This window comes from Pseudomonas sp. B21-059, assembly GCF_026016285.1.
GTDB classification, from domain to species: Bacteria; Pseudomonadota; Gammaproteobacteria; order Pseudomonadales; family Pseudomonadaceae; genus Aquipseudomonas; species Aquipseudomonas danubii.
The window spans coordinates 4,817,412-4,843,175 of sequence record NZ_CP087201.1 but is presented as its reverse complement, the minus strand read 5'-3'; the positions used below and the strand labels follow the sequence as shown (position 1 = coordinate 4,843,175).

Below are 25,764 nucleotides of genomic sequence, written 5' to 3'. Positions count from 1 at the left end.
CACTCCTGGCCATCGATGTAGCTTTATCAGGTATTGGTAATGTTTCGGGGAAACTCATGATTGTTGTTTTTTTTGTGGCGGTTCTCGTCTGTTCGCTGCTTTTGACCGGATCTCTACGTAGATATGCTATTGCTCGCAGTTTGATCGACATACCTAATGAGCGAAGTTCTCATTTGTTGCCAACACCTCGCGGTGGTGGGGTGGCTATTGTCGTGAGTTATCTGGCAGCTCTGCCTCTACTAGCTTTGGAAGGCTTTGCGGCTTGGCCTAGCGTTATAAGTTTGGTAGGCGCCGGAACGCTGATTGCCATGGTTGGATTCCTTGATGATCATGGGCATATCGCTGCCAGATGGAGATTACTTGCCCATTTTTCTGGGGCGGGTTGGGCCTTGTGTTGGCTGCAGGTGGTCCCCTCCGTTGATGTATTTGGCGTTGTTCTTGATCTGGGGTGGGTAGGATATTTATTGGCTGCCGTCTATCTTGTCTGGTTGCTTAATCTCTATAACTTCATGGACGGAATTGACGGGATTGCCAGTGTTGAGGCAGTGAGTGTTTGTATTGGCGCTTGCTTGGTTTATTGGTTGAGTGGAGAAAACGAGCTCGTTTCGACTCCTTTATTGTTAATTGCTGCTGTATCAGGGTTTCTGTACTGGAACTTCCCTCCTGCACGTATTTTCATGGGGGATGCAGGCAGTGGTTTCTTGGGATTGATTCTTGGGATTCTGTCTCTTCAGGCAGCATTGGTATCCCCTCATCTAATATGGGTTTGGCTAATTCTGCTCGGCGTTTTTATTGTAGATGCGACGTTCACGCTGCTCCGCCGTTTTATTCGTGGAGATAAGATCTACGAAGCGCACCGTAGTCACGCTTATCAATATGCATCTCGTCATTTTAAAGGTCATTTACCCGTTACTCTTGCTATTGCTACTATAAATACTCTTTGGTTACTACCTATTGCCATATGCGTAGGTGTATTCGGGCTGGATGGAATATTGGGTCTTGTGATTGCTTATTTTCCTTTGGTTTTTCTTGCCGTAAAATTTAATGCGGGAGCTACAGAGAAATCCAGTTGACTTGATGTGTGCCTTCTAGATGGTTGATTTTTGTTGTGCATTATTCTTGGGCTGGTTTTTGAGGGAGTGAGGTGAAGTTAAGATATGGAAAAGATACGGTCATTTTTATTGAGTCGTTCTCGTAGAAAAAAACGTGTGCTCCAGGTGGTTGTTGACGTTTTTCTGGTGTGGGCTGCGTTGTGGATGGCTTTCGTTGTTAGGCTGGGGTTTGAAGAGTTAGATAACCTTTTTTTTCTTCATCTTTGGCTATTCGTAAGTGCACCGATAATTGCTATTCCTCTATTTGTTCGGTTTGGAATGTATCGGGCCGTAATGCGTTACTTTGGTAATGATGCTCTTATTACGATTGTAAAGGCGGTAACTTTATCTGCTTTGATTCTTTCATTGGTTGTTTATCTTTATAGCAATCACCAGGTCGTGGTTCCACGTTCAATCGTGTTCAACTACTGGTGGTTGAGTCTAGTGATGATTGGTGGTTTAAGATTGGCTATGCGCCAATATTTTCTCGGTGATTGGTTCACGACCGCACAGCACGTACCATTCACCAACCGGGATGATGGTTTACCCAAGGTAGCTATCTATGGCGCTGGTTCGGCAGGTAATCAGCTAGTTGCAGCGCTACGATTGGGACGTTTCATGCGTCCAGTTGCATTTATCGATGATGACGACAGTATTGCTGATCGGATGATTGCTGGTTTGCAGGTATACAAGCCCAAGCACTTGCAACAGATGATAGACGAAACGGGAGCAGAAGAAATACTTCTAGCGATTCCCTCATCTACTCGTAGTCGTCGTAGAGAGATTCTTGGTTTTCTTGAGGACTTTCCCCTTCATGTTCGGAGTGTTCCTGGCTTTATGGATTTGGCCAGTGGGCGAGTGAAGGTTGATGATATTCAAGAAGTAGACATTGCGGACTTGCTTGGGCGTGACTCTGTACCTGCTCAAGGCGATTTATTGGCGCACTGTATAAAAGGGAAAACTATTCTGGTGACAGGTGCCGGCGGATCTATTGGATCTGAGCTTTGTCGACAGATTTTGTCCTTGGGCCCCACCGCTCTGATTCTGCTCGATCATAGCGAGTTCAATCTCTACAGTATTTTGTCTGAACTTGAACAGCGTGTGTCGCGGGAGGCTCGTATTGTAAAATTGCTCCCTATTCTAGGCTCCGTGCGTAATTACGAAAAGCTGTTGTCTGTCATGAAAACCTGGAGTGTCGAGACGGTTTATCATGCTGCTGCTTATAAGCATGTACCGATGGTAGAGCATAATATTGCTGAAGGTGTACTTAATAATGTGATGGGTACGCTCAACACGGCGCAGGCCGCTTTGCAATCCGGTGTGGCTAATTTTGTACTGATTTCTACTGATAAGGCTGTTCGCCCAACTAACGTAATGGGCAGTACCAAGCGTTTAGCGGAACTTACTCTGCAGGCGTTGAGCAAAGAAGTCGCGCCAGTGTTATTCAATGACTCTTCAAATATTTCAAGGGTAAATAAAACCCGTTTCACCATGGTGCGTTTCGGTAATGTATTGGGCTCTTCAGGCTCAGTCATTCCACTGTTTCGCAAACAGATCAAATCAGGTGGTCCGCTGACGGTCACTCATCCGAAGATTACGCGCTATTTCATGACTATTCCGGAAGCTGCTCAGCTGGTTATCCAGGCTGGATCGATGGGGCAGGGCGGTGATGTTTTTGTGCTGGATATGGGTGAGCCGGTGAAAATCGTCGAGTTGGCGGAAAAGATGATTCATCTCTCCGGGCTGAGCATCCGCTCGGAAAAAAATCCTCATGGTGATATCGCTATCGAGTTTACCGGCCTTCGTCCTGGTGAAAAGCTTTACGAAGAGTTGCTGATTGGCGACAACGTGGTGGCGACTCAACACCCAATGATCATGAGCGCCAATGAGGATCATCTGTCTTGGGATGTGCTCAAGGTCAAACTCAGCGAACTCCTTGCAGCCCTTGAGTCAGATGATTATGCAAGAGTTCGACAACTGCTTCGTGAGACGGTGAGTGGTTATACCCCGGACGGTGAAATCGTCGACTGGGTTTATCAACAGCGGCGTCTCAAACCTTGAATCTACACAACCGGTAACCCTCCTGCTTTTGACTTGCCTGCGGCATCACCTAGGTTTGGAAGGCAGCTTCGGAAAAGCTGCTTTCCTTACTCGATGTCATGGAGCGTCACTATGCGTAACTCTTATCTCTCCTCGCTGATCTTTGCCGTTCTAGCCAGCCTTTCGCTTGCAGCTCAAGCAGCGCCTGCTGTCAAGGCGCAGACTGTTGCTCCTGAGGCAGTGGAGCAGGCAATGCCTCAAGTCAGCAAAATCAACCTCAATACCGCCGATATGGCTGTCCTGCAGCGCGAGCTATTTGGAATTGGCGAGGCCAAGGCCAAGGCGATTGTCGCTTATCGTGAAGAGAATGGTCCCTTTGCTTCGGTGGATGAACTGCTTGAGGTCAAGGGTATCGGCAAGACTATCCTGGAGCGCAATCGAGACAAGCTCGTCGTCAACTGATTTGATCAAGTAGCAATCGAAGGTCGGTCAGTGACCGGCCTTCTGTATTTCGGGCGGATTTGGTGCCTAGCCATGAATCTCTATCAACGGGCAATTTTTTCATGGTGCTGCAAGAGTATTGTGTATGTAATATTTTTCGCTCTCCGGATGTTCCAATCGGAGGCGTCCATTACTTTCAAGATTGTCAGGAGCAGCCGCGACGAGTTTTTTCGCGGCCGGGCGCAGGGCGATCATCAATATTGTCTCGGTGGTTGCGTTAATCCCGGAGCGTTTCAATGCGACTTACAGTGCCGCCAAGGCTTACGTGCTAAGCCTGACTCAGTCACTGCAGGCTGAGTTGAAAGGCAATGACGTTCAGGCTCAGGGGAGCTTGCCTGACGTTACTTGTACCGAGATCTGGGGGCGTTCAGGCTTGGAGGCTAAGGCCATCCCCCTAGAGATGGTGATGGAGGCGACTGAGATGGTGGACGCGGCATTGAGTGGTTTCGACCAGAGAGAGTTGATCACGCTGCCTTCGTTTCCCGCTCCGGCGGACTTGCAGGCACTGGTCGCCGCACGCCTGGCCTTGGGGGCCAATCTTTCCAGGAACAGTGCCGCCGCGCGTTCCAAGTAAGGCGGCCCATGGAGCGGGTTGTATTATTCCTGCTCCTGTTTCTTCAGGGCCTCACTGACGACTTCCAGTATCTGTACCGCCAGTTCAGGACTTTCCACGCTGCGCGAGAGCATCAACGCTCCCACCAGGGTCGACATGATCATCAGGCTGCGTTGCGCCTTATTTTCACCTTCCAGAGTCGCTTCCACTTGGGCAAGTCTGGCATTGAGCACTGCATCGGTGGTGGGGCTGGGTTGGCCGCGCTGGCCGAGTTCCGAACTCATTGTTGGTAGTGGGCAACCTTGATGGGGTGAGCTGCGATGCCACTCGGAAAGGTAGTTGTCGATAAATGCCTGCAAGGGCTGTTCTTGTGTGAACAGGGTTGCGCAGTGGGCATCCAGGTCTTGCGCAGCTGCGCAAAGGGCTTCTTCTACCAGCTCATCCTTGGACTTGAAGTGGGAGTAGAAACCGCCATGGGTCAGGCCCAGTGCCTTCATCAGTGGTTGTAATCCCGTTCCCCCTATTCCATCACGACGAAAACGTTCCGAAGCTTCTTTGATAATGCGTTGATGTGTCTGGGCTTTATGGTCTGCTGAGTAACGCATTTGAGAAACCTCCACAACTAGAGCGTTATTTTAACCAAGGATCATCAGATCACGCCCCTACTTATCAGTGGGTGTTTTGCGTATTTACAGCGTTCCGACAGGTAGGGCGAGTGTTTGCTGGGCGCTCAGGAATTGGCACGATAAGTGATTAAAGTTTGATCATGAATTGTTGAACAATCTCGAGGTGTTGCCATGAGCAACGGTTTATCCCTTGCGGACCAGATTAGGGTGGAACTGCGTGCCGACATTATCGGTGGTCGCCTTTTGCCTGGCATGCCGTTGGTAGAGAGCGATCTGGTCAACACCTACAACGCTTCGCGCAACACCATACGTGAAGCGTTGCACGGCTTGGGCCAGGAGGGGTTGACCCACTATGTCCGTTATAAAGGCGTGGTGGTCAGACGCCTGAGCAGCGATGAGGTAAAGGATCTGTTCCGAGTACGTCGGACTCTGGAGTTGCAGGCGATCGCCAGTGCAAGGCCGCTGAGCGAGTGCCAGGCTGATCGTATGCTCGACGCCATCGAGGCGGCCCAATTGGCCCGAGATCGCGAGGACTGGCGTGCTGTCGGGACCCATGGTTTGCGCTTTCATCAGCAGGTGGTAAGGCTACTGGATTCCCCCTTGTTCGATGAATTTTTCACCAATGTAGTGGCGCAATTGCGTCTGGTGTTTTGCGCCGCGCCGGATGAAGCGTTGTTCCAGGCGCCCTGGCTGGTTCGTGACCGGCAGATTCACCAATGGCTGGTGGAGGGTGACAAAGCCCGCGCCGGCGAGGCAATGGAGGCATACCTGGACGACTCCGAGCGCCTGCTGCTGAACATGTTCAGCCAATCCTTGCGTCACTGAGTGAGGGCGATACCCATGTACAAAGACTATCCAGCGGCTTATCAGGTCAGCAAAGGCTCGGCGCTGCAGGTGGATACAACCTTTTATGAACGTATCCGTGATAACCGGGCACAACGTACGCTGATCGAGCAGTTCGAGGTGCCGATTCGTACGGGCCGGGCCTGGAAGGTGCCCGCCGGTCATGTGTTTCGAGTGACCACGCCGGTAGGCCCGCAAGTGGGGGACTTCAACGTCTGGAATGCCAATGACCCGCGAGAACGCCTATGGGCCGCACGTACCCGGCAGTTGCAGGGAGCCCATGTCAGCACCCATGACCGGCTCTGGTCGAACCTGCCTTTCTTGCGGCCGCTGGTCACGATCACCGATGACAGCCTGGCGAATTATGGTATCGACGAGCATGGCGGGCGCCTGCACGATTTATTGGGTACCCGTTGCGATCCCTATGTGAACCGAATGCTCACAGGCGAGGATTTTCATCATCACTGTCACTCCAATCTGACACGGGCGGTTCTGCCCCATGGCCTCACCGAATTCGACGTGCATGACGTATTGAATATCTTTCAGTGCACCGGCCTTAATCATGACGACATGTATTTCATGAAGGCCTGTCCGGCGCGAAAGGGCGACTATCTGGAGTTTTTTGCCGAAATCGACCTGCTGTGTGCACTGTCGACCTGCCCGGGGGGCGATCTGTCCTTGCCGATGTGGGGCCCCGAGGCTCAGGACCCCTTGAGTGTTTGCCGGCCACTGGGAGTGGAGATCTATCGTCTCGAAGAGTCACTGCTTGAAGGCTGGAGCCAGCCGGAGCGGGCGGCCTACAAAGGTCTGCACGGTTTGCACATCGCCAAGGCCGAATGGGAAAAGTAGGGCCTTGGGCAGTCCCTTCAATGCATGACGAAGGGGCTGACGGGATTAACGATCCTGCGCTTCTTTGGCATCCATTTCCGCGTTGCGTTCGGCTATGCGTTTACGTTGCTCATCAGTCAGTTCCACCTTGTGGGCGGTGTCGCGCAGCATCATTAAGCCGCCGACGATCGAACCGATAGCAACCACCAGAATCAACCAGGCATACCAGGGCATAGGGCTCTCCTTGAACGGCAGTTTCCCGAGGACGAAGGTTCGCCCTCTGGACTGCCTGTAATGCTTTGAGTTAAAGCGTTTCGCACTGGTTCCATTGTATGCCTGATTGTTCTGGCCAGTAGTGCCCGATGCTTACAAACCGGTGAGCATGGCATCCGCCGGGGCATCGGCCCGCAGTTGTGCGGTGAGCTGAAAGTAAATGAAACCCAGCACCATGAAGCCGAGGAAGATCAGGCCAATCAGCGCGTTGAACCAGGCCATGGCCACCAGGCACACCAGCGCCAGTACCAGTGCGATGGCGGGTACCAGCGGGTAGCCCGGGGCGCGGAAGCTGCGTGGCAGGTCCGGTTCGGTCCGGCGCAGTTTGAACAGGCTGAGCATGCTCATGATGTACATCACGATGGCGCCGAATACCGCCATGGTGATCATTGCGGCGGTCAGGGTCATGCCGCCCAGGTTGATCAGGCCATCGCTGTAGATCGCGGCGATACCGATCAGGCCGCCGGCGATGATCGCCCGGTGTGGCGTCTGGAAACGTGACAGCCTGGCCAGGGATGCTGGCAGATAGCCGGCACGGGCGAGGGCAAAGAACTGCCGCGAATAGCCGAGGATGATCCCGTGGAAGCTGGCCACGAGGCCAAACAGGCCGATCCACACCAGCATGTGCAGCCAGCCGGAACTGTCGCCCACCACGGCTTTCATCGCCTGGGGCAACGGGTCGTTGATATTGGCCAGGGTGCGCCAGTCACCCACTCCGCCAGCGAAGAACATCACCCCCATGGCCAGCAGTACCAGGGTCAGAATGCCGCTGATGTAGGCCTTGGGAATGGTGCGTTTGGGGTCCTTGGCTTCTTCGGCGGCCATGGCCGCACCCTCGATGGCTAGGAAGAACCAGATGGCGAAGGGGATGGCGGCGAACATTCCGGCAATTGCCGGGGCACCGAAGGTGTCGGCTCCGGCCCAGCCATTGAGGGCGAAATTGCTGAAGCTGAAGGCCGGTGCTACCACGCCCATGAATACCAGTAGCTCTGCCACCGCCAGTACGCACACCACCAGTTCGAAGGTAGCCGCCAGTTTTACCCCGAGGATGTTCAGGCCCATGAAGACGAGGTAGGCCCCCACGGCGGCATGCTTGGGGTCCAGCGCCGGAAACTGCACATTCAGGTAGGCGCCAATGGCCAGGGCAATCGCCGGTGGTGCAAAGACGAATTCGATCAAAGTGGCCAACCCGGCAATCAAGCCGCCTTTCTCACCAAAGGCGCGCCGGCTGTAGGCAAAGGGGCCTCCTGCATGAGGAATGGCCGTGGTCAGCTCGGTGAAACTGAATATAAAGCAGGTATACATGGTGGCGACCAGTAAAGAGGTCACGAGGAAACCAAGGGTTCCGGCCACGCCCCAGCCATAGCTCCAGCCGAAGTATTCCCCGGAAATCACCAGACCGACCGCGATACCCCATAAATGCAGCGTGCCCAGAGTGGGCTTGAGTTGTGTGTTCATCGGTTGCTCCCTGAACGGTTGGAAGTGCTCGGGACTGGCCTGTGCAGCGCCCATGCCAGTCTCGTGGCGACCGTCGTAAAGCCAGGAAAGCGGTCGTATCGAGGATGTTTTCCAGGTTTTTATCGTCGATCGATATCAGTCTGGTGCATCCCGGTGCCTTCGATTGGGGCAGGGGAGCATGGGGGCAGCCGCTGTCGTCTTCCAACTGCCCAGGTAAACGCCGCATAAAGCCAGTCTTTACGCTTTCTTTATGGGCCTCCCACCCCGTCGATCTCGTTCCTTTACAGGCACCCTGCGGACAATGGCTGCATTCGCGGCAATCGCCGTACCTCGGAGACATTCCATGAACATTCTGGACGCGGTGTCACTGCTACTGGCAGTGGGCCTGTTCGTTTATCTACTGGTTGCGCTGCTGCGCGCGGATCGGAACTAGGAGCTGCGGCTATGCACAGTTATGACTATTGGCTGCTCCTCGCCTTCTTTGCCCTGGTGCTGTTGCCCGCGCCCTGGCTGGGACGTTTCTACTACAAGGTCATGGAAGGCCAGCGCACCTGGCTGACCCCGGTGCTGGGGCCGGTGGAGCGTGCGTGCTACCGGATTTCCGGGGTCGATCCACAAGACGAGCAGAGTTGGCAGAAATACACCCTGGCCTTGCTGGCCTTCAACCTGGCGGGTTTTGTCCTGCTGTTTGCCATCCTGCTGTTTCAGGGGTATCTGCCACTCAACCCGCAGAATCTTCCGGGACAGGAATGGACCCAGGCGTTCAACACTGCCGTCAGTTTCATGACCAATACCAACTGGCAGTCCTACAGTGGTGAGGCCTCCCTGAGCTACCTCAGCCAGATGGTCGGCCTGACCGTGCAGAACTTTGTCAGCGCTGCTACCGGGCTGACGGTGTTGGTTGCCTTGTGCCGCGGCATTGGCCGGCGTTCGGTGCGCACCCTGGGCAACTTCTGGGTCGACATGACCCGCGCGACTCTCTATGGCTTGCTGCCGCTGAGTCTGTTGCTGGCGTTGTTCCTGGTCTGGCAGGGCGTGCCCCAGACCTTTGCCCACTACGTGGATGCCCTGACCCTGCAGGGTAACGATCAGGTGATTCCCCTGGGCCCGGCGGCGAGCCAGATCGCCATCAAACAGTTGGGCACCAATGGTGGTGGCTTCTTCGGTGTCAACTCGGCTCACCCGTTCGAGAACCCCAGTGCCTGGAGCAACCTGTTCGAGCTGGTGTCGATCATCCTGATTCCCGTGGCCCTGGTGTTCACTTTCGGCCACTACGTCAAGGATCTGCGCCAGAGCCGCGCGATCATTGCCTGCATGTTTGCCCTGTTCCTGATTGGCGGCGCCACCTCGTTGTGGGCGGAGTACCAGCCCAATCCGGCGTTGCAAAATGCTGCGGTGGAGCAGGCGGCACCTCTGGAAGGCAAGGAAGCGCGCTTCGGCACCACTGCCACGGTACTCTGGTCGGTGACCACCACGGCTGCGTCCAATGGCTCGGTGAACGGCATGCATGACAGCCTGAATCCTCTGAGCGGCATGGTGGCGCTGATCAACATGATGGTGGGGGAAGTGATCTTCGGCGGTGTCGGCGCGGGTCTCTACGGCATGCTGTTGAACGTACTGATCGCGGTATTTCTCGCCGGGTTGATGATCGGTCGCACCCCGGAATACCTGGGCAAGAAGCTTCAGGCCAAGGAAGTGCAATTGCTGGTAGTGACCCTGATGGTCATGCCCATTGGCGTCCTCGTCCTCGGTGCCCTGGCCGCCAGCCTGCCAGGCCCGGCCGGAGCCATCAGCAATCCAGGGCCTCACGGTTTCAGCCAGTTGCTGTATGCCTACACCTCAGCCAGCGCCAACAACGGCTCGGCCTTTGGTGGCTTCAGTGCCAACACCCCCTTCCATAACCTGATGCTGGGCCTGGGCATGCTGATTGGACGTTTCGGCTACATCCTGCCGGTGCTGGCCCTGGCTGGCAGCCTGGGGCTGAAGAAGCCCGCCCCCATCGGCCAGAACAGCTTTCCCACTCACGGCCCGTTGTTCGTGGCCTTGTTGACCGTGACCATTTTGCTGGTGGGCGGCCTGACCTTCCTGCCGACCCTGGCTTTGGGCCCAATCGCTGAACACTTGAGCATGGGCTTCTGAGGACCTGATGATGAATATGCATGTTCCTGCCTCGAACAAGGCTGTTGACTCGGCCGCCAAGGCCAAGCGTACCCAGGCCGAATCTTCGAGTACCGCGATCTCTGCTCTGTGGCGCCCGGCGCTGATTCAGGCCTTCGTCAAGCTCGACCCTCGCCAGTTGCAACGTTCGCCGGTGATGTTGGTGGTGGAGTTGACGGCAATCCTGACCACTGTGCTGTGTTTCGTGCCGGATACCTCGGTATCGACGTTCGTCGCGGCACAGATAGCCCTCTGGCTGTGGTTCACCGTGCTTTTCGCCAACTTTGCCGAAGCCCTGGCAGAGGGCCGTGGCAAGGCCCGGGCCGACAGCCTCAAGGCCGGCAGCGAAGGCTTGAGTGCTCGCCGTCGCACCAGCGAGGGCACCTATCAGGTGGTGCCGGCGATCAACCTGCGCAAAGGCGATGTGGTGCGGGTTGAAGCCGGGGAAATGATCCCGGGGGACGGCGAGGTGATCGAGGGCATTGCCGCGGTCAACGAGGCGGCGATTACCGGTGAGTCGGCGCCAGTGATCCGCGAGTCCGGTGGCGATCGCTCAGCGGTGACCGGCAACACCCGGCTGGTTTCCGACTGGCTGCTGGTGCGCATCACCAGCAATCCCGGCGAGTCGACCCTGGATCGCATGATCGCCCTGGTGGAAGGTGCCAAGCGGCAGAAGACGCCCAACGAAGTGGCCCTGGATATCCTGCTGATCGGCCTGACCCTGATCTTCCTGCTGGTGGTGGTGACCCTGCAGCCCTTCGCCCACTTTGCCAATGGCAGCCTGCCGCTGGTGTTCCTGGTGGCGTTATTGGTGACCCTGATTCCCACCACCATCGGTGGCCTGCTGTCGGCCATCGGCATTGCCGGGATGGATCGTCTGGTACGCCTCAATGTGATCGCCAAATCCGGGCGTGCGGTGGAGGCCGCGGGGGATGTGCATGTGTTGTTGCTGGACAAGACCGGCACCATCACCTTCGGTAACCGTCGTTGCAGCGCCATTCATCCGGCTCCCGGCGTGAACGCTCGTGAGCTGGCCGAAGCAGCATTGCTGGCTTCACTGGCGGATGACACCGCCGAAGGCAAATCCATCGTCGAGTACTTGCGGGAGCTTTATCCACAACCTGAACCGGCTCCTGAAGTCTTGACCGCCGTGCCATTCAGTGCGGAAACCCGCCTGTCCGGCGTCGATTACCAGGGCCGGATCTATCGCAAGGGGGCGGTGGATTCGGTGCTGAACTTTGTCGGCCTCAAGCGCAGCGACCTGGCGCCGGCTCTGTCCCGGGAAATCGACAAGATCGCCCAGAGCGGTGGTACTCCACTGCTGGTGTGCGGCGAAGGCCGGATGCTTGGGGCCATTCACCTCAAGGATGTGGTCAAGCCGGGTATCCGCGAGCGTTTCGCCGAGTTGCGCAAGCTGGGGATTCGCACTGTCATGGTGACCGGCGACAACCCGCTGACCGCTGCCGCCATCGCCGCTGAAGCCGGGGTCGACGACGTACTGGCCGAAGCCACGCCGGAGAAGAAACTGGCGCGCATCCGTCACGAGCAGAACGACGGACGCCTGGTGGCGATGTGCGGCGACGGTGCCAACGACGCCCCGGCACTGGCCCAAGCCGATGTCGGCATGGCGATGAACGACGGCACTCAGGCGGCCCGCGAGGCGGCCAACATGGTCGACCTGGACAGCGATCCGACCAAGCTGCTGGACGTGGTGCAGATCGGCAAGGAGCTGCTGGTGACCCGGGGCGCCCTGACCACCTTTTCCATCGCCAACGATGTCGCCAAGTACTTCGCCATTCTGCCGGCGCTGTTCGCAGCGATTTATCCACAGCTGGGCGTGCTCAACATCATGCACCTGACCAGCCCGCAGAGCGCGATTCTCTCGGCGATCGTATTCAACGCCCTGATCATCGTGGTGCTGATCCCTCTGGCGTTGCGCGGGGTCAGGGTCCAGGCCGCCAGTGCCGCCCACCTGCTGCGGCGCAACCTGCTGATCTACGGTGTGGGTGGGATCGTGGTGCCCTTTGTCGGGATCAAGCTGATCGACATGCTGCTGACCGCCTTGCACCTGGTGTAACTCGCCTGCGGCATTGAATGAATCGAGGATTGAGAAATGACTAGCGTATTGCGTCCGGCCTTGAGCCTGATTGTGTTGATGAGTCTGATTACTGGCGTGGCCTATCCATTGGTGGTGACCGGTGTGGCTCAGGTGGCGTTCCCGGATCAGGCCAATGGCAGCCTGGTGCGTGATGCCCAGGGCAAGGTGCGTGGTTCGGCCCTGATTGCCCAGGATTTTGTCGGTGATGCCTGGTTTCATACACGCCCATCGGCAGGAGCCTTTGCCACGGTGTCCAGTGGTGCCAGCAACTTGGCGCCGAGCAACCCGGCCCTGGCCACGCGGGTGATCGACGATGCCCAAAAGCTCCAGGTGCCAGGTCAAGGGCCGGTGCCGCTGGCCTTGCTCACCACCTCCGGCAGCGGCCTTGATCCGCACTTGCCACCCGAGGCGATTGACTATCAACTAGCGCGGGTCGCGGCGGCGCGCAATATGCCGGCGGCTAAGCTACAGGCGCTGGTGCAGGCACATATCGAGCGGCCGCTGGTGGGGCCGCCGGTGGTCAATGTACTGGCCCTGAACCAGGCCCTGGAGAATCTGTAACCGCTGCCGTTCGTGCGGGTGACAGCGTCTAGAGTGCGGATTGAACCGATTGTTTTGTTGCAGAGAGATAACCCATGAGTGATTCCGGCCGCGCCGACGCGCTGCTTGCTGATCTGCCCCGGGATGGCCGCGGCCGGCTCAAGGTCTTTCTTGGCGCCGCTCCCGGCGTCGGCAAGACCTACGCCATGCTTCAGGCCGCCCACACGCAAATGCGCCAAGGGGTCAAGGTGCTCGCCGGGGTAGTGGAAACCCACGGTCGTGCCGAGACCGAAGCGCTGCTGAGCGGCTTGCCGCAGCAGCCCCTGGTGCGCTCGGAATACCGTGGGGTGGTGCTCGAAGAGATGGACCTGGATGGCCTGTTGAAGGCCCGGCCCAAGCTGGTGCTGGTGGACGAACTGGCCCACAGCAATGCGCCGGGCAGCCGGCATGCCAAGCGTTGGCAGGATATTCAGGAGCTGCTGGCGGCGGGTATCGACGTGTTCACCACGGTTAACGTCCAGCACCTGGAGAGCCTCAACGATCAGGTGCGCGGCATCACTGGGGTCCAGGTCCGCGAGACGCTGCCCGACTGGGTACTGCAGGAGGCCTATGAATTGCTGCTGGTCGACCTGCCGCCGCGGGAGCTCCTGGAGCGACTGCGGGACGGCAAGGTCTATGTACCGGAGCAGGCGCGGGCGGCCATTGATGCCTTTTTCACCCAGACCAACCTCACCGCGCTGCGGGAGTTGGCGATGCAGACTGCTGCGGCCCAGGTGGATAACGACCTGGCCCTGGGCTATCGCCAGTTGGGGCAGGCGGCTCCGGCGGTGCGTGGGCGTTTGCTGGTGGGCATTGATGGCGATGCCCAGGCCGAGCGCCTGGTACGCCATGCCAGTCGTGTGGCCCAGCGTCGGCATTTGCCCTGGAGCCTGGTGCATGTGGACAACGGCCGGCTGCGGGACGAGCAGTCGCGCCTGCGCTTGCAGGCGGCGCAGCAATTGGCTGAGCGCCTGGGCGGGGAGGTGGTCCTGCTGCGGGCTGGCGAGGTGGCCAAGACCCTGATCCAGCACGCCAGCGAGCGCCGCGCCAGTCTGTTGCTGGTGGGGCAATCCAGCCGCCGCTGGCGTCGGCGCTGGTTTGGTGGTGGCCTGGCGGCGCGCCTCTTGCGTAATGCCGACGGCCTGGAAATCAACGTCCTGGACAGCGAGCCACAACCCCATCAGCCGGGTTTGCGAGCCAAGCATTCGCTGTTGTGGTTCGACTATGCCCTGGCGCTGTTGGCGACCGTGTTGGCCAGTGCCCTGGCCTGGGGGGTGGCCAGTGTGCTGCCGTTGCCGAACATTTCCCTGGTGTTTCTAGCTGCAGTGTTGCTGGTAGCCGTGCGCAGCAGCCTGGGGCCGGCCCTGGCCTGCGCGGCACTGTCGTTCTTGAGCTATGACTTTCTGTTTATCCCGCCGAGTTTCTCTTTTGCCATCCAGCGTGAAGAGGATGTGCTGACTCTGCTGTTTTTCCTGCTCATGGCTGCGCTCACCGGCAACCTGGCGGCGCGCCAGCGGCGGCAGTTGCAGGCCCTGCGCGAGACCCAGGAGGAAACCGGTGAACTGTTGGACCTGTCGCGCAAGCTCACCGCTGCCACTGACCGGCAAGCGGTGATCAGTGCTGCAGCCCAGCACCTGCATGGGCGTGATGAGTTGCGTATCTGCCTGCTCAATCGCGACGGGCAGGGGGGCTGGAAAGTCGAAACCGGTGGCTCGCCGCAGTTCTCCGAGGCTGAGCGTGCGGCGGCCGATTGGGCCTGGCAGCACGATCAGCCTGCGGGGCTGGGGACCGGGACCTTGCCCTTCGGGCGCTGGTGGTGGTGGCCATTGTCGGTGGATGACGGCCCCTTGGGTTTGTTGGGTGTCTGTCCCAGGGAAGGCGAAGAGTTCAGTGGCCAGCGTCGCCGCCTGCTCACCGCCCTCAGCCAGCCCCTGGCCCAGGCGCTGGCTCGGGCGCGTTTGGCGGAGGATTTGGAGGCGGCGCGACTGCGCGGTGAAACCGAACAGTTACGCAGTGCTTTGCTGGCCTCGGTGTCCCACGATCTGCGCACACCGCTGACTTCGATGCGCGGCAGCATCGACAGTCTGTTGGCGCTGGGGGAGGCGATTCCCCTGGAAGACCGGCGTGAACTCCTGGAAGGCACGCGGGATGAGGCCGAGCGCCTGGATCGCTACATCCAGAACCTCTTGGACATGACCCGGCTCGGCCATGGTGCGTTGAAACTGGCTCGCGACTGGGTCGCGCCGGGGGACATAGTCGGCAGCGCCCTGAACCGCCTGCGTGCGGTGCTGGCGCCGCTGCAGGTGAGCACCGAATTGCCAGCGGACCTGCCGTTGCTCCATGTGCATGCCGCCCTGATCGAGCAGGCACTGGTCAATGTCCTGGAGAACGCCGCACGCTTTTCGCCAAACCAGGGTCGCCTGCAACTCAAGGTCAGTGCCGATGAGCATGAATTGAGCTTTGCCGTCAGCGATGAGGGCCCGGGGATTCCCGAAGAGGAGCGGGCGAAGATCTTCGACATGTTCTATACCGCTGCCCGTGGCGATCGGGGAGGGCAGGGAACGGGGCTGGGCCTGGCGATTTGCCAGGGCATGGTTGGTGCCCACGGCGGGCATATCAGTGTCGCCGATGGCATTGACGGCCATGGCACCTGCATCACCTTGCACTTGCCATTGCAAACCCAGCCGGAGCTTGAGCAGGATCTGTGAATACCTGTAGAACGCACTCATACCTCGCAACGCAAGCGCTACCGGGATTACCGGAGCAGCCTTGCGCTACTCTTTTGCCTCTTATTTGTCTTGAATTGAACCCATGAGCCAGACCGCGACCATCCTGGTCATCGACGACGAGCCGCAGATCCGCAAGTTCCTGCGCATCAGCTTGGCGTCCCAAGGATACAAAGTGATTGAAGCCGGTACCGGTACCGAGGGCCTGGCCCAGGCGGCACTGAACAAGCCGGATCTGCTGGTGCTCGACCTGGGGCTGCCGGACATGGATGGCCAGCAGGTACTGCGCGAGTTTCGCGAGTGGTCGACGGTGCCCGTGCTGGTGCTTTCGGTGCGTGCCAGCGAGGTGCAGAAGGTCGAAGCCCTGGACGGTGGCGCCAACGATTACGTGACCAAGCCTTTCGGCATCCAGGAGTTCCTGGCACGCATCCGCGCCCTGTTGCGCCAGGCGCCAGTGGGGGAGGTGCAGGAAGCGGCGTTGCAAGTTGGGCCGCTGACGGTGGACCTGGCCTACCGTCGGGTGCTGCTCGATGGCCAGGAAGTGGCCCTGACGCGCAAGGAGTACGCTGTGCTGGCGCAACTGGCACGACACCCCGGTCGGGTGATCACCCAGCAGCAGCTGCTCAAGGACATCTGGGGGCCGACCCACACCGAGGACAGTCATTACCTGCGGATCGTGGTCGGGCATTTACGCCAGAAACTGGCGGATGATCCGACCCAACCACGGTTCATCGTCACCGAGGCGGGGGTTGGCTACCGTCTCTTGGGGAGCGAGCCCTGAGCCTTAGAGGGCTGGAATGTCGGGGCTTGCTATTGTTCCTGTTCGTAGCGGTCCAGGGTATCGCTGGCGATCTCACGACCCAGGGCGATCAGTTCCGGGGCCTTGTAGAACTCGAAGAACCGGCACACGCGCTTGGGCACGTTGATCAATATGTCCGGTGGATAGCCGGCGATCTTGTATTGGGCCAGGGACGTCTGCATGACCTCGAAGCTCTGGTTCACCAGGTCCAGTAGCGAGGCCGGACCGACGTTGTCGATGATGAACGAACCGCTGGCGGACTTGGGCGCGCCGTCGGTTTCTGGCGCAGCAGCCGGTTGCTGGGATTCCGGTTCGGCACCTTCGACCCAGGGATTGATCTCGGCGGCTTGGCTCTTGAAGGCCTCCTGTTCCAGCAGCAATAGTTGTTCGGCCTGTTTACGCCGGAACGGCAGGTGCGAGCCCAGGGAGTTGATCAGGCTGTCAAAGCGGCTTTTGAACGCCGGGGGGCGCTGGATCACCGGTAACTGATAATGGCGCTGGTTGGTGGAGTTGAGGTTGACCGCGATGATCAGGTCGCAATGGCTGGAGACTACTGGCACGATCGGCAGTGGGTTGAGCAGACCGCCGTCCACCAGCATGCGGTTACCCTGCATCACCGGGGTGAACAGGCTGGGGATGGCTGCGGACGCGCGCATGGCTTGATGCAGGCAGCCTTCCTGGAACCAGATTTCCTGTTGATTGGTCAGGTCAGTGGCTACCGCGGTGTAGGGAATGCGCAGCTCTTCGATATTCACTTCACCGACGATCTTGCGGATCTGGCCGAAGACTTTCTCGCCGCGAATCGCCCCCAGGCGGAAACTCACGTCCACCAGGCGCAGTACATCAAGGTAATCCAGGCTTTCGATCCACTCCCGATACTCGGCGAGCTTGCCTGCGGCATAGATGCCGCCCACCACGGCGCCCATGGAGCAACCGGCGATGCAGGCGATGTCATACCCGCGTCTTTCGATCTCCTCGATGACCCCGATATGGGCGTACCCGCGAGCGCCTCCCGAGCCGAGTACCAATGCGACACGTTTGTTCATGATTCGTCCCTTCGCCAAACAGGTTGCAACAATGCACCCATAGCGGCCTGGGGTTCAATTGCTGATGTAAGGCCGGACCTGTCCGGTGTTTTTTCCTTGGGGTGCTCGGGCCGCGCGGCTATGCTCCTGCGGCTATATTTTCCAAGGGTTGCGTCAGGCACTTTTTTACGCTGCCATCGTCTTAACCTGTACGACTGTTTTCTTTTCTTGAGGTGTCATTGATGAAAGCCTGGATCTGCGTGCCCCTGATGGCATTGGTACTGACCGGTTGCGCAGGCAAGACCGCCTACCGCGACAGCTGTGGCACTCAGCTGGACGCCGCCTGGCGCGAGCTGGACCTGGCCAAGGCTGAAGGTTTCGCCGGCACTGTGAGTTATTCCAAGGCCTTGTCGTTGCTGACCGGGGCCAAGACTCAGCAGCAATTCGAGGCCTTTGAAGGGTGCACCAAGAAAGCCGAGAAGGCGCGCTTCTATATTCGTGAGTCCCGCGCCGGGCGCTGAGCCGCGCCAGCCGCTACGCTGAAGCGGTGAATCTCCACCCTGGACCCCAATGATATGGCGCAACGCCGTTCTTGGGCCTGGGGTGTCATTCTTGAGTCGGATAAGCCCATGTAGGGCTTGTGAGCCGTATTGGGGAAAGCCTGATGTCTGCCTTGGTTGATCGATTGGTGGTTCAGATCCTGAGCCTGGAAGTGAGCTTGCTGGCTTGTCAGGCGCGACTGGCTGCCGCCACTGATGCCGAGGCACTGCATGATTTGCGTATCACTGTGCGCCGCTTGCGCAGCTTGTTGCGTCCATTGCGCGGTTTGCCTGGTGTCGAGCAGTTGGAGGCTGCAGCCAGTGAGGTTGGACAACTGACGACGCCGATTCGTGACCGCGAAGTGTTGGCCGCTTATCTGTATCAGCATGGCCTGCATGCTGCCGCCGAGCGTCGTACCGCTCAGTTGCAAGGGGAGTATTCGGCGATCGCCGCCGGGCCGCCGTTGGCGCAGTTGTTTCTGGTACTGGATGCGTTTCCGCGGTTTCTCCGGGCCTCCGAGCGTCAGGGGCTGCTGCGTGGTTTACGAGGAAAGATTGAAAAACGCTTGTCCAAGCAGTGGAAAGCCCTGGGTGAGGCGTTGCGTGATCCCGCCCACGACCGGCATCGCCTGCGACTGTTGATCAAGCGTGTGCGCTACGCCGCCGATGCATACCCCGAACTGGATCGTTTGCCACCCCAAGCCATGAAACGCCTCAAGGCAGCCCAAGGGGCATTGGGGGATTGGCATGATTGCTGGCAATGGCTGGCCCAGGCCGAACAGCAGATGGACTTGCTGCCCTGTGTCGCCACCTGGCGTAAAACCATGCACAAGTCCCAGGCCCGCGCCGACCAGGTACTGGACAAGCTTCATGGCGATTGCTTCAGGAACTGACTACCGTTGTGCGGCTTATCTGTCCGCTGCTTTGGCCGGAATAGTGGCTGTGCGGCTCTGCGACGCTGGTTAAGATCCTTGAGTCTATTTTTTGCCCCTTGAGGTTTTCATGCGTTTTTACGATTTGCTTGAGGCCGTACGCGGCCAGCCCCAGGCGTTGACCATTCCGGCCGAGTGGGCTCAGGGGCGTGCCAGTTTTGGTGGCCTGGTGGTTGCCTTGCAGTACGAAGCGATGCGGGCCAAGGTCCCGCTGGACCGACCGGTACGTTCCTTGGCGGTCACCTTTGTCGGCCCAGTGTCACCGGATGTGCCGGTCAGCTTTGAAGTGGATGTGCTGCGCGAAGGCAAGGCTGTCAGCCAGGTGCTGGGACGCGTCATGCAGGACGGCCAAGTGGTGACCCTGGTGCAGGGCAGCTTTGGCGCTTCCCGCGAGTCTGTGGTCAGTGTCGGCGCCCTTCCGGCCCCTGAGATGAAGCATTGGGAGGAGTGCCAGGAACTGCCCTACATCAAGGGCGTGACTCCGGAATTCATGCGTCATTTGGCAATGCGTTGGAGCATCGGCGGCATGCCCTTCACTGGCAACCGTTCCCGGGACATGGGGGGCTGGGTGCGCCTGCGCGGGGATGTCAAAGAGGAGCCTGTGACCGAGGCGCATATCCTGGCGCTGGTGGATGCCTGGCCGCCGGCCCTGTTGCCGCATTTGAACAAGCCTGCGGCGGGCAGCACCCTGACCTGGACCATCGAATTCGTCCAGCCGTTGTTGTCAATCAGCACCCTGGACTGGTGCAAGTACCGGGTGGAAATCGAGCATGCCCGCGATGGCTACGGGCACGCTGCCGCCGCGTTGTGGAGTCCTGAGGGGCAACTGATTGCCCTGAGTCGGCAGACGGTAACCATCTTCGCCTGATCCATCAGTGACGGTGGCGTTGCCGCCAGGCACGCCACCAGGCACCGCTGAGGACAAAGCGTGGAAAGGTCACGAACTGCTCCATTAGCAGGCGTTGCACTGCATCTTTGCGATCGCTGAATGGTTCGCCGGCTTGTGCCTCCAGGCTGTGGCCGTGACGCTGCAAACCTAGGGCAGCCAGCACTCCGAGCACGCCAATGGCCAGGTTCAGGAAACTCAGGGAGAACACTCCCGAAGCAATCAGCAGAAAACCGACAATGAACAGCGGGACTGCGATCAGGTGCAAAACCAGGTTGGTCGGATGCTGGTGGCTGTGCGGGTAGACGCGCCATTGCCAGGCGGGGAGGTTGGGGTGACGTTTGCCCATGATGATCATCCTTAGTACTTGAAAACTCATGGACCAAGAATAGGGCGCAGTCGGTTTGGTGGCGAATCAAGGCTGGCTATCGGTTCGATAGCCAGTGGGGTGAGGGCAGTTGGCTGCTACTGGGTAGCGGCTCATGCTGGCGGATCAGAGCTTCAACTGGCCGATGGCCTTGCTCAATTCGCCGGCCAGGGTCGCCAGTTCACTGCTGGTCGTGGCGGAAGCAACGGTCTGCTGCACGGTGTTTTCGGTAACATCGCGAATGCTGACCACCGCTCTATTCATTTCTTCGGCCACCTGGCTCTGCTGTTCCGCGGCGACGGCGATCTGAGTGTTGCTTTCGCGCATCTGTGCCACTGCGCCGGTGATTTCCGCCAGTGCCGCCCCGGCTTCCTGTGCCTGCTGCACGCAGTCGTCGGCTTTGAACGAGCTTTCCTGCATGAAGTCCACCGCATCGCGGGTACCGGCTTGCAGGGCGGACACCATGCCGGTGATTTCGTCGGTCGAGGCCTGTACGCGTTTGGCCAGGTTGCGTACTTCATCTGCCACCACGGCAAAGCCGCGACCCATTTCGCCGGCCCGTGCGGCCTCAATGGCGGCGTTGAGCGCCAGCAGATTGGTTTGCTCGGCGATGCTGTGGATGACGTTGACCACGCCGTTGATTTTCTGGCTGTCCTCGGCGAGTTTCTGAATCATCTCGGCAGTTTGTTGCACGCCACTGGACAGCCCAGCGATGGATTTCTGCACTCGGCCGACCACTTCATGGCCAGTGCCGGCCAGGGTGTCGGCAGTTTGCGACAGGTCACGAGTGGCACCTGCATGCTGGGCAATGTGGTAGACGGTGGCGGACATTTCGTTGATGGCGGTGGCGGCCTGATCGGTTTCGCTCTGCTGGCCGAGCATGCCGTGGCGTACATCATTCATGCTTGAAGCTAGGCGCGCGGCGCCCTGATCCAATTGGCGAGCGGTATTGGCCACGGTATTCACCACCCGTTGGTAGCCGGCCTGCATGGCGTTGAACGCGCTGGCCATCTGGCCCACCTCGTCCTTACAGGAGAGCGGTACGCGGGCAGACAGATCGCCGGTCTTCTCAACATGCAGCATGACGTCCTTGAGGGTATTGAGTTGGCTGAGGAGAAAGCGAATCAGCAACTGCGAGGCGCAGAGCATGGCGAACATCAGGATGAATACGGCCGCCGCATAGTTGGTGAAGCGGTCACTGAAGACTTGGGCCAGGCTTGGAGCGTGGGCCAGGACTGCGACCTGCTGGCCGTCGGCGCGATGGACGACTTCGGCGCCCAGCAACGGGTTGGTACCGAACAGCGGCATGTGGTTGATCTCGATCCAGCCGTTGGCGCCGTTCAGCTCGGGCAACGCCTGGTCGTTGAAACTGGGCGTCTGTCCCTGGGAGAAAGTCAGTAGGTGTTCATCGGTGGGCAGGGGCTGTCCTGCAGGCCAGGCATTGAGCAGCAGGGCCTGGCTATGGGCGGCGGCCTGGGCGGTCTGGCTACGTGCCTGCTGCTCCAGTTGCACGGCGTACAGCACCAATAGCAAGGTGGTGACAAAGGCGACCGCATTGACCGCCCAGAATTTGTATTTCAACGAGATATTGCTAAGCCAGGCACCCATAGAAGGTTTTCTCTGATTGAGCGGAACAGTATTGGCAAGGTGCCATTATTGTGCCGTCATGATCTCGGAAAAATCTTGATATGAGTCAAGCAATCTCTGGCAAGCGGAAGAAAGCTCTGGAGCAGGCGGTGCTGTGGTTGGCCAGGTCTTTCGGGGTCTCTTCCCGGTGCAGTGCCACTTCCCTCAAGACCTCGGTCAGATAGGCCGGTTCGTTACGGCCGTTCTTCGGTTTTGGTCGCAGACTGCGCGGCAGCAGATAGGGGGCATCGCTTTCCAGCATCAGACGCCCGCGGGGAATGTTGCGTACCAGTGGGTGCAGGTGGGTGCCCCGGCGTTCGTCGCAGATCCAGCCGGTAATGCCGATGTGCAGGTCAAGATCAAGGTAACTGAACAGCGCCCGTTGTTCACCGGTGAAGCAATGCACCACGGCTGCTGGCAAACGGTCACGAAAGTCCCGCAGGATATCCAGCAGACGCTGATTGGCGTCGCGCTCGTGGAGGAACACCGGCAGTTGCAGCTCGACCGCCAGCGCCAAGTGTTCTTCCAGGACTTTTTCCTGTTGTGGGCGGGGGGAGAAGTCGCGATTGAAGTCCAGTCCGCATTCGCCCACTGCACGTACCCGTGGTTCGCTGAGCAATGCGCGCAAACGCCGCGAGCTGTCGGCATTCCAGTCGCTGGCAGCGTGAGGGTGCAGGCCCGCGGTGGCGAACAGTCGCTGCCCGTTGCTGTCCAGTTGCTGGCACAGTTCCAGGGCCTGTTCGCTACCTTCGACGCTGGTTCCGGTCAGGACCAATTGGCAGATCCCAGCGTCATAAGCACGATCGAGAACGGCTTGGTGTTTTTCGGCAAAACAGGGATTGGTCAGGTTGACGCCGATATCGATGAGTTGCATGGTGCTATCTCCGCCTGCGGCCGGAAAGCATATCAGAGCTGTAGATTTATAAGAAAAACCAAGAACTACAACGAGTTAACGCTGTCTTTTGTTGCCGGAAGAACGTAGTGCTCAGGCTTGTTACTGTCATTGCGCTTGTCTTTCGCACCTTGCCAGTGCTCATGGCGCTCTGTTTCTGTCGATCAATTCTTCAAAAAACGACGAAGGGTTGAACAGTATTCTTTGCGGAGAACGGATGACCCGACCCTCGATATTGCTCGCGCTGTGCCTGATGTTGCTACTGCCATTGCCGGCCATGGCGCGCTTGGCGGGGCCGTCGGAAACCCAGGCTGCGGGAAAGGTCCGCGACCTGGCGGAGATCCGCAGCAGTCGGGTTCTGCGGGTACTGGTCAACCAGAGCCGCAATAGTTCCGGTGAAGTCCAGGGCCAGGCCATTGGCGTCGAGTACCATCGTTTGCGCTCGTTCGAGCAGTATCTCAACGGCCATGCCCGTGACGGTCAGGAAATCAGCCTCAAGATCATTCCCAAAGCCAAGGATCAACTGCTTGGCGCCTTGCAGCGAGGAGAAGGGGATCTGGTGGCTCCCGGTGAGTTGTTGGAGGCTCAGCCAGGGCATGCGGTCAGCTCCAGCGATCCGATCGTCAGCAATGTTCCCTTACTGCTGGTGGGGATCAAGGGCGAGCGTCGTTATACGCGTATCGAACAGCTGTCCGGCAAGACCCTGACCCTGACCACCGGTAGCGCCGCAGGGGATGCGGTGAGTCAGATCAATCAGAAACTTGCGTTGCACAAGCTGGCGCCGATCAAGGTCGAGTGGGTGGACCCCAGTCTGGCGGTGGAAGATGTGCTGGAAATGGTCCAGGGCGGGATCTTCCACCTGACCATTGTCGAGCAGCCGATTGCCGAGCGTTGGAGCAAGATCCTGCCCAAGTTGCGTTTTGACAGGCAATTGAAGATCAGTGAGCCGGGAGAGGAGCACTGGTTTGTCCGGCGCGATGCCTCGATGTTGCGGGCAAGTATCGATCGTTTCCTCAAGACCTATAAGACTCCGGCGGACCAGGATGTAGCCTTCTTGCGCATCTATCGTCGCCAGTACCAGGTGCATTACCCCCTGGCTAGGGCCGATCGTCAGCGCCTGGAAAAACTGCGGCCGGTGTTGCAGAAGCATGCGGGGGAGCAGGGTATGGACTGGCTGAATCTGGCGGCCCTGGCTTTCAAGGAGTCGGCCTTGCAGCCCAGCGCCAGGAGCGGCAGCGGTCCAACCGGGCTGATGCAGATCACGCCTTCGGCGGCGCAAAGGGTCGGGGTCAACAATATCCAGTCTCTGGACAGCAATGTTCAGGCCGGTGCCAAGTACCTGGCGATGATCCGCCGCAAGTTCTTCTCCAGCCCCAAGCTTAACGAACGCGAGCGCATGGCGTTCGTCCTGGCGGCCTACAACATGGGCCCGGAACGGGTACAAGGAATGCGCAGCGAGGCCCGGCGCCGTGGACTGAATCCCAATCAATGGTTTTTCCAGGTTGAGCGTATTGCCATGGAGCAGGTGGGCATGGGCGCGGTCAGCTATGTTAATAGCGTCAATAAATACTATCTGGCCTTTGACCGCGAGCGAGGCTCTCTTGAGCCTCAGGAGCGAAAAGTTGTGTCTCGCAAATAATCGAAAAAACTGATTTTTATCTTGGGTTTTTTGCGCTTTTAGCATGATAAAAATTGATTAATATGGCGACCAACTTCCCCACCATACACAGGACTACAGAGCATGAGCACATTGATCAAAAACCTACTGAGTACTCGCGCCGGTTACGGCTTGAGCGTTTTGCGGATCTTCGTCGGCATCATCTTTGCGGCCCACGGTTCGCAGAAACTCTTCGGCTGGTTCGGGGGAGGCGGTCTGGCGGGAACGGCTCAGTGGATGGAGAGCATTGGTCTGGCTCCTGGGTATCTGATGGCGTTGTTGGCAGGTGGTACCGAGTTCTTCGCTGGTTTGGCGCTGGTCATTGGCTTGCTGGCGCGTCCGGCAGCTCTGGGCTTGTCCTTTACCTTGTTGGTGGCGATCTTCTCGGTGCATATCGGCAATGGTTTGTTCATGGCCAATAACGGCTATGAGTTCGCCCTGGCTCTGCTGGGCGGTACTGTCGCGGTCCTGTTCGAAGGTGCTGGCAAGTTGTCTGTGGATGCAGCAATAACCAAGTGATTTGACGAGCTCGATTCATCCGTCAAGTTGGTCTTCGGCGGCTCTGGATCAACTGCCAGGAAAATTTCCAAGGCCTGCCAATGCAGGCCTTTTTCGTTGTTGGGAAATCTTGACACTGACCTGCTGGCTTCTCTAGGATGCTGCTCATGCGCCGATTTAAACAGCTACTTGCGGGGCGCCAAGTGAGTCGAAAGATCACTGTTAGAAGCTATATTCTGGCTTCGAAATACCGCTAAAGCGCTGGTTCGGTGTTGCCTCTCACCTGCCCGGCAGAAACTTGAGGCAGAGACACAATACGATGAATGCACCACGCCCCCTTGTACGTCTTGCGCCGATCACGGCGAGTCTTTCCCAGCGCAACCCGAAAATCCTTCTTGGCGGCAAACATCAACCCACCTTGTTGCGTTACCTCGACGGCTGGCCACGGCGTTCCCCAGGCCCGGCGGCCTTTTTGATTCAGTTTGTTGAAGAGGGCGAGTCTCTGGCACGTTTTGCCAGCGATAGCTTTGATCTGGCGGTCATTCCAGCCCCCAGTGCAGCGGATGCTGCTGAAGTCATCAAGCAACTGACCCGCGTCGCTCGCCAAGGCCTGATCATTCGCCGCTAGTTGCATAGAGGTTTCGGCGGCGCTGTACAGTTTGTTGCTGAACTGCGCCGTATTCAGATTGTGACCCCACCTAACAAGCACTGATTGGGATAGTCCCGGTTGCAGTTACTGCTGGTCATGAGTCAAGCGACAACGGGTTAAT

At 58.5% G+C, this 25,764-nt stretch carries 24 protein-coding genes and 1 pseudogene; 18 read left to right on the top strand and 7 right to left on the bottom strand.

The genetic code is table 11. The annotated features are described in order from the left end of the window. Window positions 1-56: 56 nt before the first annotated feature. From LOY69_RS21215 to LOY69_RS21200, 4 genes and pseudogenes are all read left to right on the top strand, one after another. Complete coding sequence (locus LOY69_RS21215; RefSeq protein WP_102880465.1) at window positions 57-1,073, top strand: MraY family glycosyltransferase; 1,017 nt, start codon at window positions 57-59, stop codon at window positions 1,071-1,073. Window positions 1,074-1,157: 84 nt separating this feature from the next. Beyond that, window positions 1,158-3,152: a polysaccharide biosynthesis protein gene (locus tag LOY69_RS21210; protein WP_265073561.1), complete on the top strand. Its 1,995-nt coding sequence runs from the start codon at window positions 1,158-1,160 to the stop codon at window positions 3,150-3,152. A 111-nt stretch (window positions 3,153-3,263) separates the two neighbouring features. Then, window positions 3,264-3,593, top strand: coding sequence for a ComEA family DNA-binding protein (locus LOY69_RS21205; protein ID WP_110653117.1), 330 nt, complete (start codon window positions 3,264-3,266; stop codon window positions 3,591-3,593). 172 nt (window positions 3,594-3,765) lie between these two features. Beyond that, window positions 3,766-4,206 (top strand): annotated as a pseudogene (locus LOY69_RS21200) (SDR family NAD(P)-dependent oxidoreductase); the annotation flags it as partial. A gap of 23 nt (window positions 4,207-4,229) precedes the next feature. Here the strand turns inward: LOY69_RS21200 and LOY69_RS21195 are convergent. Further along, on the bottom strand, window positions 4,230-4,790 hold the full coding sequence (locus LOY69_RS21195) for a TetR/AcrR family transcriptional regulator (protein ID WP_110594596.1): 561 nt from the start codon (window positions 4,788-4,790) through the stop codon (window positions 4,230-4,232). A gap of 192 nt (window positions 4,791-4,982) precedes the next feature. Here LOY69_RS21195 and LOY69_RS21190 point away from each other — a divergent pair, with 192 nt between their 5' ends. Beyond that, complete coding sequence (locus LOY69_RS21190) at window positions 4,983-5,636, top strand: GntR family transcriptional regulator (RefSeq protein ID WP_265073560.1); 654 nt, start codon at window positions 4,983-4,985, stop codon at window positions 5,634-5,636. A 15-nt stretch (window positions 5,637-5,651) separates the two neighbouring features. Then, window positions 5,652-6,503, top strand: a complete 852-nt coding sequence (locus LOY69_RS21185) for an urea carboxylase-associated family protein (protein ID WP_253085224.1) — start codon at window positions 5,652-5,654, stop codon at window positions 6,501-6,503. 45 nt (window positions 6,504-6,548) lie between these two features. Here LOY69_RS21185 and LOY69_RS21180 read toward each other — a convergent pair whose 3' ends face one another. Then, on the bottom strand, window positions 6,549-6,716 hold the full coding sequence (locus LOY69_RS21180) for a DUF2897 family protein (protein WP_110594593.1): 168 nt from the start codon (window positions 6,714-6,716) through the stop codon (window positions 6,549-6,551). A 132-nt stretch (window positions 6,717-6,848) separates the two neighbouring features. Next, window positions 6,849-8,213 carry an ethanolamine permease gene (gene eat / locus LOY69_RS21175; RefSeq protein WP_102880459.1) on the bottom strand — a complete coding sequence of 455 codons (1,365 nt, stop codon included), beginning with the start codon at window positions 8,211-8,213 and terminating at the stop codon, window positions 6,849-6,851. A 343-nt stretch (window positions 8,214-8,556) separates the two neighbouring features. Between eat and kdpF the strand changes: the two genes are divergently transcribed. The 6 genes from kdpF to LOY69_RS21145 all read left to right on the top strand — a co-directional run bounded on the left by kdpF (window position 8,557) and on the right by LOY69_RS21145 (window position 16,554). Then, window positions 8,557-8,646: a K(+)-transporting ATPase subunit F gene (gene kdpF / locus LOY69_RS21170; RefSeq protein ID WP_016964080.1), complete on the top strand. Its 90-nt coding sequence runs from the start codon at window positions 8,557-8,559 to the stop codon at window positions 8,644-8,646. 11 nt (window positions 8,647-8,657) lie between these two features. Beyond that, window positions 8,658-10,352 (top strand): potassium-transporting ATPase subunit KdpA, encoded by a 1,695-nt coding sequence (gene kdpA, locus LOY69_RS21165; RefSeq protein WP_102880458.1) that lies wholly within the window; start codon window positions 8,658-8,660, stop codon window positions 10,350-10,352. Between the two features lie 10 nt (window positions 10,353-10,362). After that, complete coding sequence (gene kdpB, locus LOY69_RS21160; RefSeq protein ID WP_102880457.1) at window positions 10,363-12,447, top strand: potassium-transporting ATPase subunit KdpB; 2,085 nt, start codon at window positions 10,363-10,365, stop codon at window positions 12,445-12,447. 36 nt (window positions 12,448-12,483) lie between these two features. Beyond that, on the top strand, window positions 12,484-13,029 hold the full coding sequence (gene kdpC, locus LOY69_RS21155; protein WP_265073559.1) for a potassium-transporting ATPase subunit KdpC: 546 nt from the start codon (window positions 12,484-12,486) through the stop codon (window positions 13,027-13,029). Between the two features lie 74 nt (window positions 13,030-13,103). Continuing rightward, complete coding sequence (locus tag LOY69_RS21150) at window positions 13,104-15,755, top strand: sensor histidine kinase (protein ID WP_102880455.1); 2,652 nt, start codon at window positions 13,104-13,106, stop codon at window positions 15,753-15,755. A 103-nt stretch (window positions 15,756-15,858) separates the two neighbouring features. Further along, window positions 15,859-16,554, top strand: coding sequence for a response regulator (locus LOY69_RS21145; protein ID WP_102860873.1), 696 nt, complete (start codon window positions 15,859-15,861; stop codon window positions 16,552-16,554). Between the two features lie 29 nt (window positions 16,555-16,583). Here LOY69_RS21145 and LOY69_RS21140 read toward each other — a convergent pair whose 3' ends face one another. Then, window positions 16,584-17,618: a patatin-like phospholipase family protein gene (locus LOY69_RS21140; RefSeq protein ID WP_102880454.1), complete on the bottom strand. Its 1,035-nt coding sequence runs from the start codon at window positions 17,616-17,618 to the stop codon at window positions 16,584-16,586. 221 nt (window positions 17,619-17,839) lie between these two features. On the opposite strand from LOY69_RS21140, the gene LOY69_RS21135 reads away from it, so the two are divergent. From LOY69_RS21135 to LOY69_RS21125, 3 genes are all read left to right on the top strand, one after another. After that, window positions 17,840-18,118, top strand: a complete 279-nt coding sequence (locus LOY69_RS21135; protein ID WP_110653121.1) for a hypothetical protein — start codon at window positions 17,840-17,842, stop codon at window positions 18,116-18,118. Window positions 18,119-18,261: 143 nt separating this feature from the next. Next, the gene (locus LOY69_RS21130) at window positions 18,262-19,029 is read left to right on the top strand and encodes a CHAD domain-containing protein (protein ID WP_110653170.1); all 768 of its coding nucleotides are present in this window, start codon (window positions 18,262-18,264) and stop codon (window positions 19,027-19,029) included. Window positions 19,030-19,138: 109 nt separating this feature from the next. Next, a complete protein-coding gene (locus LOY69_RS21125; protein WP_110653122.1) occupies window positions 19,139-19,936 on the top strand; it encodes an acyl-CoA thioesterase in 798 nt (265 codons plus the stop codon). A gap of 4 nt (window positions 19,937-19,940) precedes the next feature. Here the strand turns inward: LOY69_RS21125 and LOY69_RS21120 are convergent, their stop codons facing one another. The 3 genes from LOY69_RS21120 to LOY69_RS21110 form a co-directional block, all read right to left on the bottom strand. Next, window positions 19,941-20,303, bottom strand: a complete 363-nt coding sequence (locus LOY69_RS21120; RefSeq protein WP_102880986.1) for a terminase — start codon at window positions 20,301-20,303, stop codon at window positions 19,941-19,943. Window positions 20,304-20,447: 144 nt separating this feature from the next. After that, the gene (locus LOY69_RS21115; RefSeq protein ID WP_102880451.1) at window positions 20,448-21,929 is read right to left on the bottom strand and encodes a methyl-accepting chemotaxis protein; all 1,482 of its coding nucleotides are present in this window, start codon (window positions 21,927-21,929) and stop codon (window positions 20,448-20,450) included. 85 nt (window positions 21,930-22,014) lie between these two features. After that, window positions 22,015-22,821 carry a TatD family hydrolase gene (locus tag LOY69_RS21110; protein ID WP_110653123.1) on the bottom strand — a complete coding sequence of 269 codons (807 nt, stop codon included), beginning with the start codon at window positions 22,819-22,821 and terminating at the stop codon, window positions 22,015-22,017. 235 nt (window positions 22,822-23,056) lie between these two features. Between LOY69_RS21110 and LOY69_RS21105 the strand changes: the two genes are divergently transcribed. The 3 genes from LOY69_RS21105 (at window position 23,057) to LOY69_RS21095 (ending at window position 25,622) form a co-directional block, all read left to right on the top strand. After that, entirely contained in the window at window positions 23,057-24,478 is a 1,422-nt protein-coding gene (locus LOY69_RS21105; protein WP_265073558.1) for a transglycosylase SLT domain-containing protein, read from the top strand. Between the two features lie 102 nt (window positions 24,479-24,580). Next, on the top strand, window positions 24,581-25,015 hold the full coding sequence (locus LOY69_RS21100; protein WP_102860881.1) for a DoxX family protein: 435 nt from the start codon (window positions 24,581-24,583) through the stop codon (window positions 25,013-25,015). A gap of 298 nt (window positions 25,016-25,313) precedes the next feature. After that, window positions 25,314-25,622, top strand: a complete 309-nt coding sequence (locus LOY69_RS21095; protein ID WP_102860882.1) for a hypothetical protein — start codon at window positions 25,314-25,316, stop codon at window positions 25,620-25,622. Window positions 25,623-25,764 lie beyond the last annotated feature (142 nt).

Coding starts and splice junctions, on each gene's coding strand:
- LOY69_RS21215 (WP_102880465.1), top strand. CDS start 57: ATGATTGTTGTTTTTTTTGTGGCGGTTCTCGTCTGTTCGCTGCTTTTG.
- LOY69_RS21210 (WP_265073561.1), top strand. CDS start 1,158: ATGGAAAAGATACGGTCATTTTTATTGAGTCGTTCTCGTAGAAAAAAA.
- LOY69_RS21205 (WP_110653117.1), top strand. CDS start 3,264: ATGCGTAACTCTTATCTCTCCTCGCTGATCTTTGCCGTTCTAGCCAGC.
- LOY69_RS21195 (WP_110594596.1), bottom strand. CDS start 4,790: ATGCGTTACTCAGCAGACCATAAAGCCCAGACACATCAACGCATTATC.
- LOY69_RS21190 (WP_265073560.1), top strand. CDS start 4,983: ATGAGCAACGGTTTATCCCTTGCGGACCAGATTAGGGTGGAACTGCGT.
- LOY69_RS21185 (WP_253085224.1), top strand. CDS start 5,652: ATGTACAAAGACTATCCAGCGGCTTATCAGGTCAGCAAAGGCTCGGCG.
- LOY69_RS21180 (WP_110594593.1), bottom strand. CDS start 6,716: ATGCCCTGGTATGCCTGGTTGATTCTGGTGGTTGCTATCGGTTCGATC.
- eat (WP_102880459.1), bottom strand. CDS start 8,213: ATGAACACACAACTCAAGCCCACTCTGGGCACGCTGCATTTATGGGGT.
- kdpF (WP_016964080.1), top strand. CDS start 8,557: ATGAACATTCTGGACGCGGTGTCACTGCTACTGGCAGTGGGCCTGTTC.
- kdpA (WP_102880458.1), top strand. CDS start 8,658: ATGCACAGTTATGACTATTGGCTGCTCCTCGCCTTCTTTGCCCTGGTG.
- kdpB (WP_102880457.1), top strand. CDS start 10,363: ATGAATATGCATGTTCCTGCCTCGAACAAGGCTGTTGACTCGGCCGCC.
- kdpC (WP_265073559.1), top strand. CDS start 12,484: ATGACTAGCGTATTGCGTCCGGCCTTGAGCCTGATTGTGTTGATGAGT.
- LOY69_RS21150 (WP_102880455.1), top strand. CDS start 13,104: ATGAGTGATTCCGGCCGCGCCGACGCGCTGCTTGCTGATCTGCCCCGG.
- LOY69_RS21145 (WP_102860873.1), top strand. CDS start 15,859: ATGAGCCAGACCGCGACCATCCTGGTCATCGACGACGAGCCGCAGATC.
- LOY69_RS21140 (WP_102880454.1), bottom strand. CDS start 17,618: ATGAACAAACGTGTCGCATTGGTACTCGGCTCGGGAGGCGCTCGCGGG.
- LOY69_RS21135 (WP_110653121.1), top strand. CDS start 17,840: ATGAAAGCCTGGATCTGCGTGCCCCTGATGGCATTGGTACTGACCGGT.
- LOY69_RS21130 (WP_110653170.1), top strand. CDS start 18,262: ATGTCTGCCTTGGTTGATCGATTGGTGGTTCAGATCCTGAGCCTGGAA.
- LOY69_RS21125 (WP_110653122.1), top strand. CDS start 19,139: ATGCGTTTTTACGATTTGCTTGAGGCCGTACGCGGCCAGCCCCAGGCG.
- LOY69_RS21120 (WP_102880986.1), bottom strand. CDS start 20,303: ATGGGCAAACGTCACCCCAACCTCCCCGCCTGGCAATGGCGCGTCTAC.
- LOY69_RS21115 (WP_102880451.1), bottom strand. CDS start 21,929: ATGGGTGCCTGGCTTAGCAATATCTCGTTGAAATACAAATTCTGGGCG.
- LOY69_RS21110 (WP_110653123.1), bottom strand. CDS start 22,821: ATGCAACTCATCGATATCGGCGTCAACCTGACCAATCCCTGTTTTGCC.
- LOY69_RS21105 (WP_265073558.1), top strand. CDS start 23,057: ATGACCCGACCCTCGATATTGCTCGCGCTGTGCCTGATGTTGCTACTG.
- LOY69_RS21100 (WP_102860881.1), top strand. CDS start 24,581: ATGAGCACATTGATCAAAAACCTACTGAGTACTCGCGCCGGTTACGGC.
- LOY69_RS21095 (WP_102860882.1), top strand. CDS start 25,314: ATGAATGCACCACGCCCCCTTGTACGTCTTGCGCCGATCACGGCGAGT.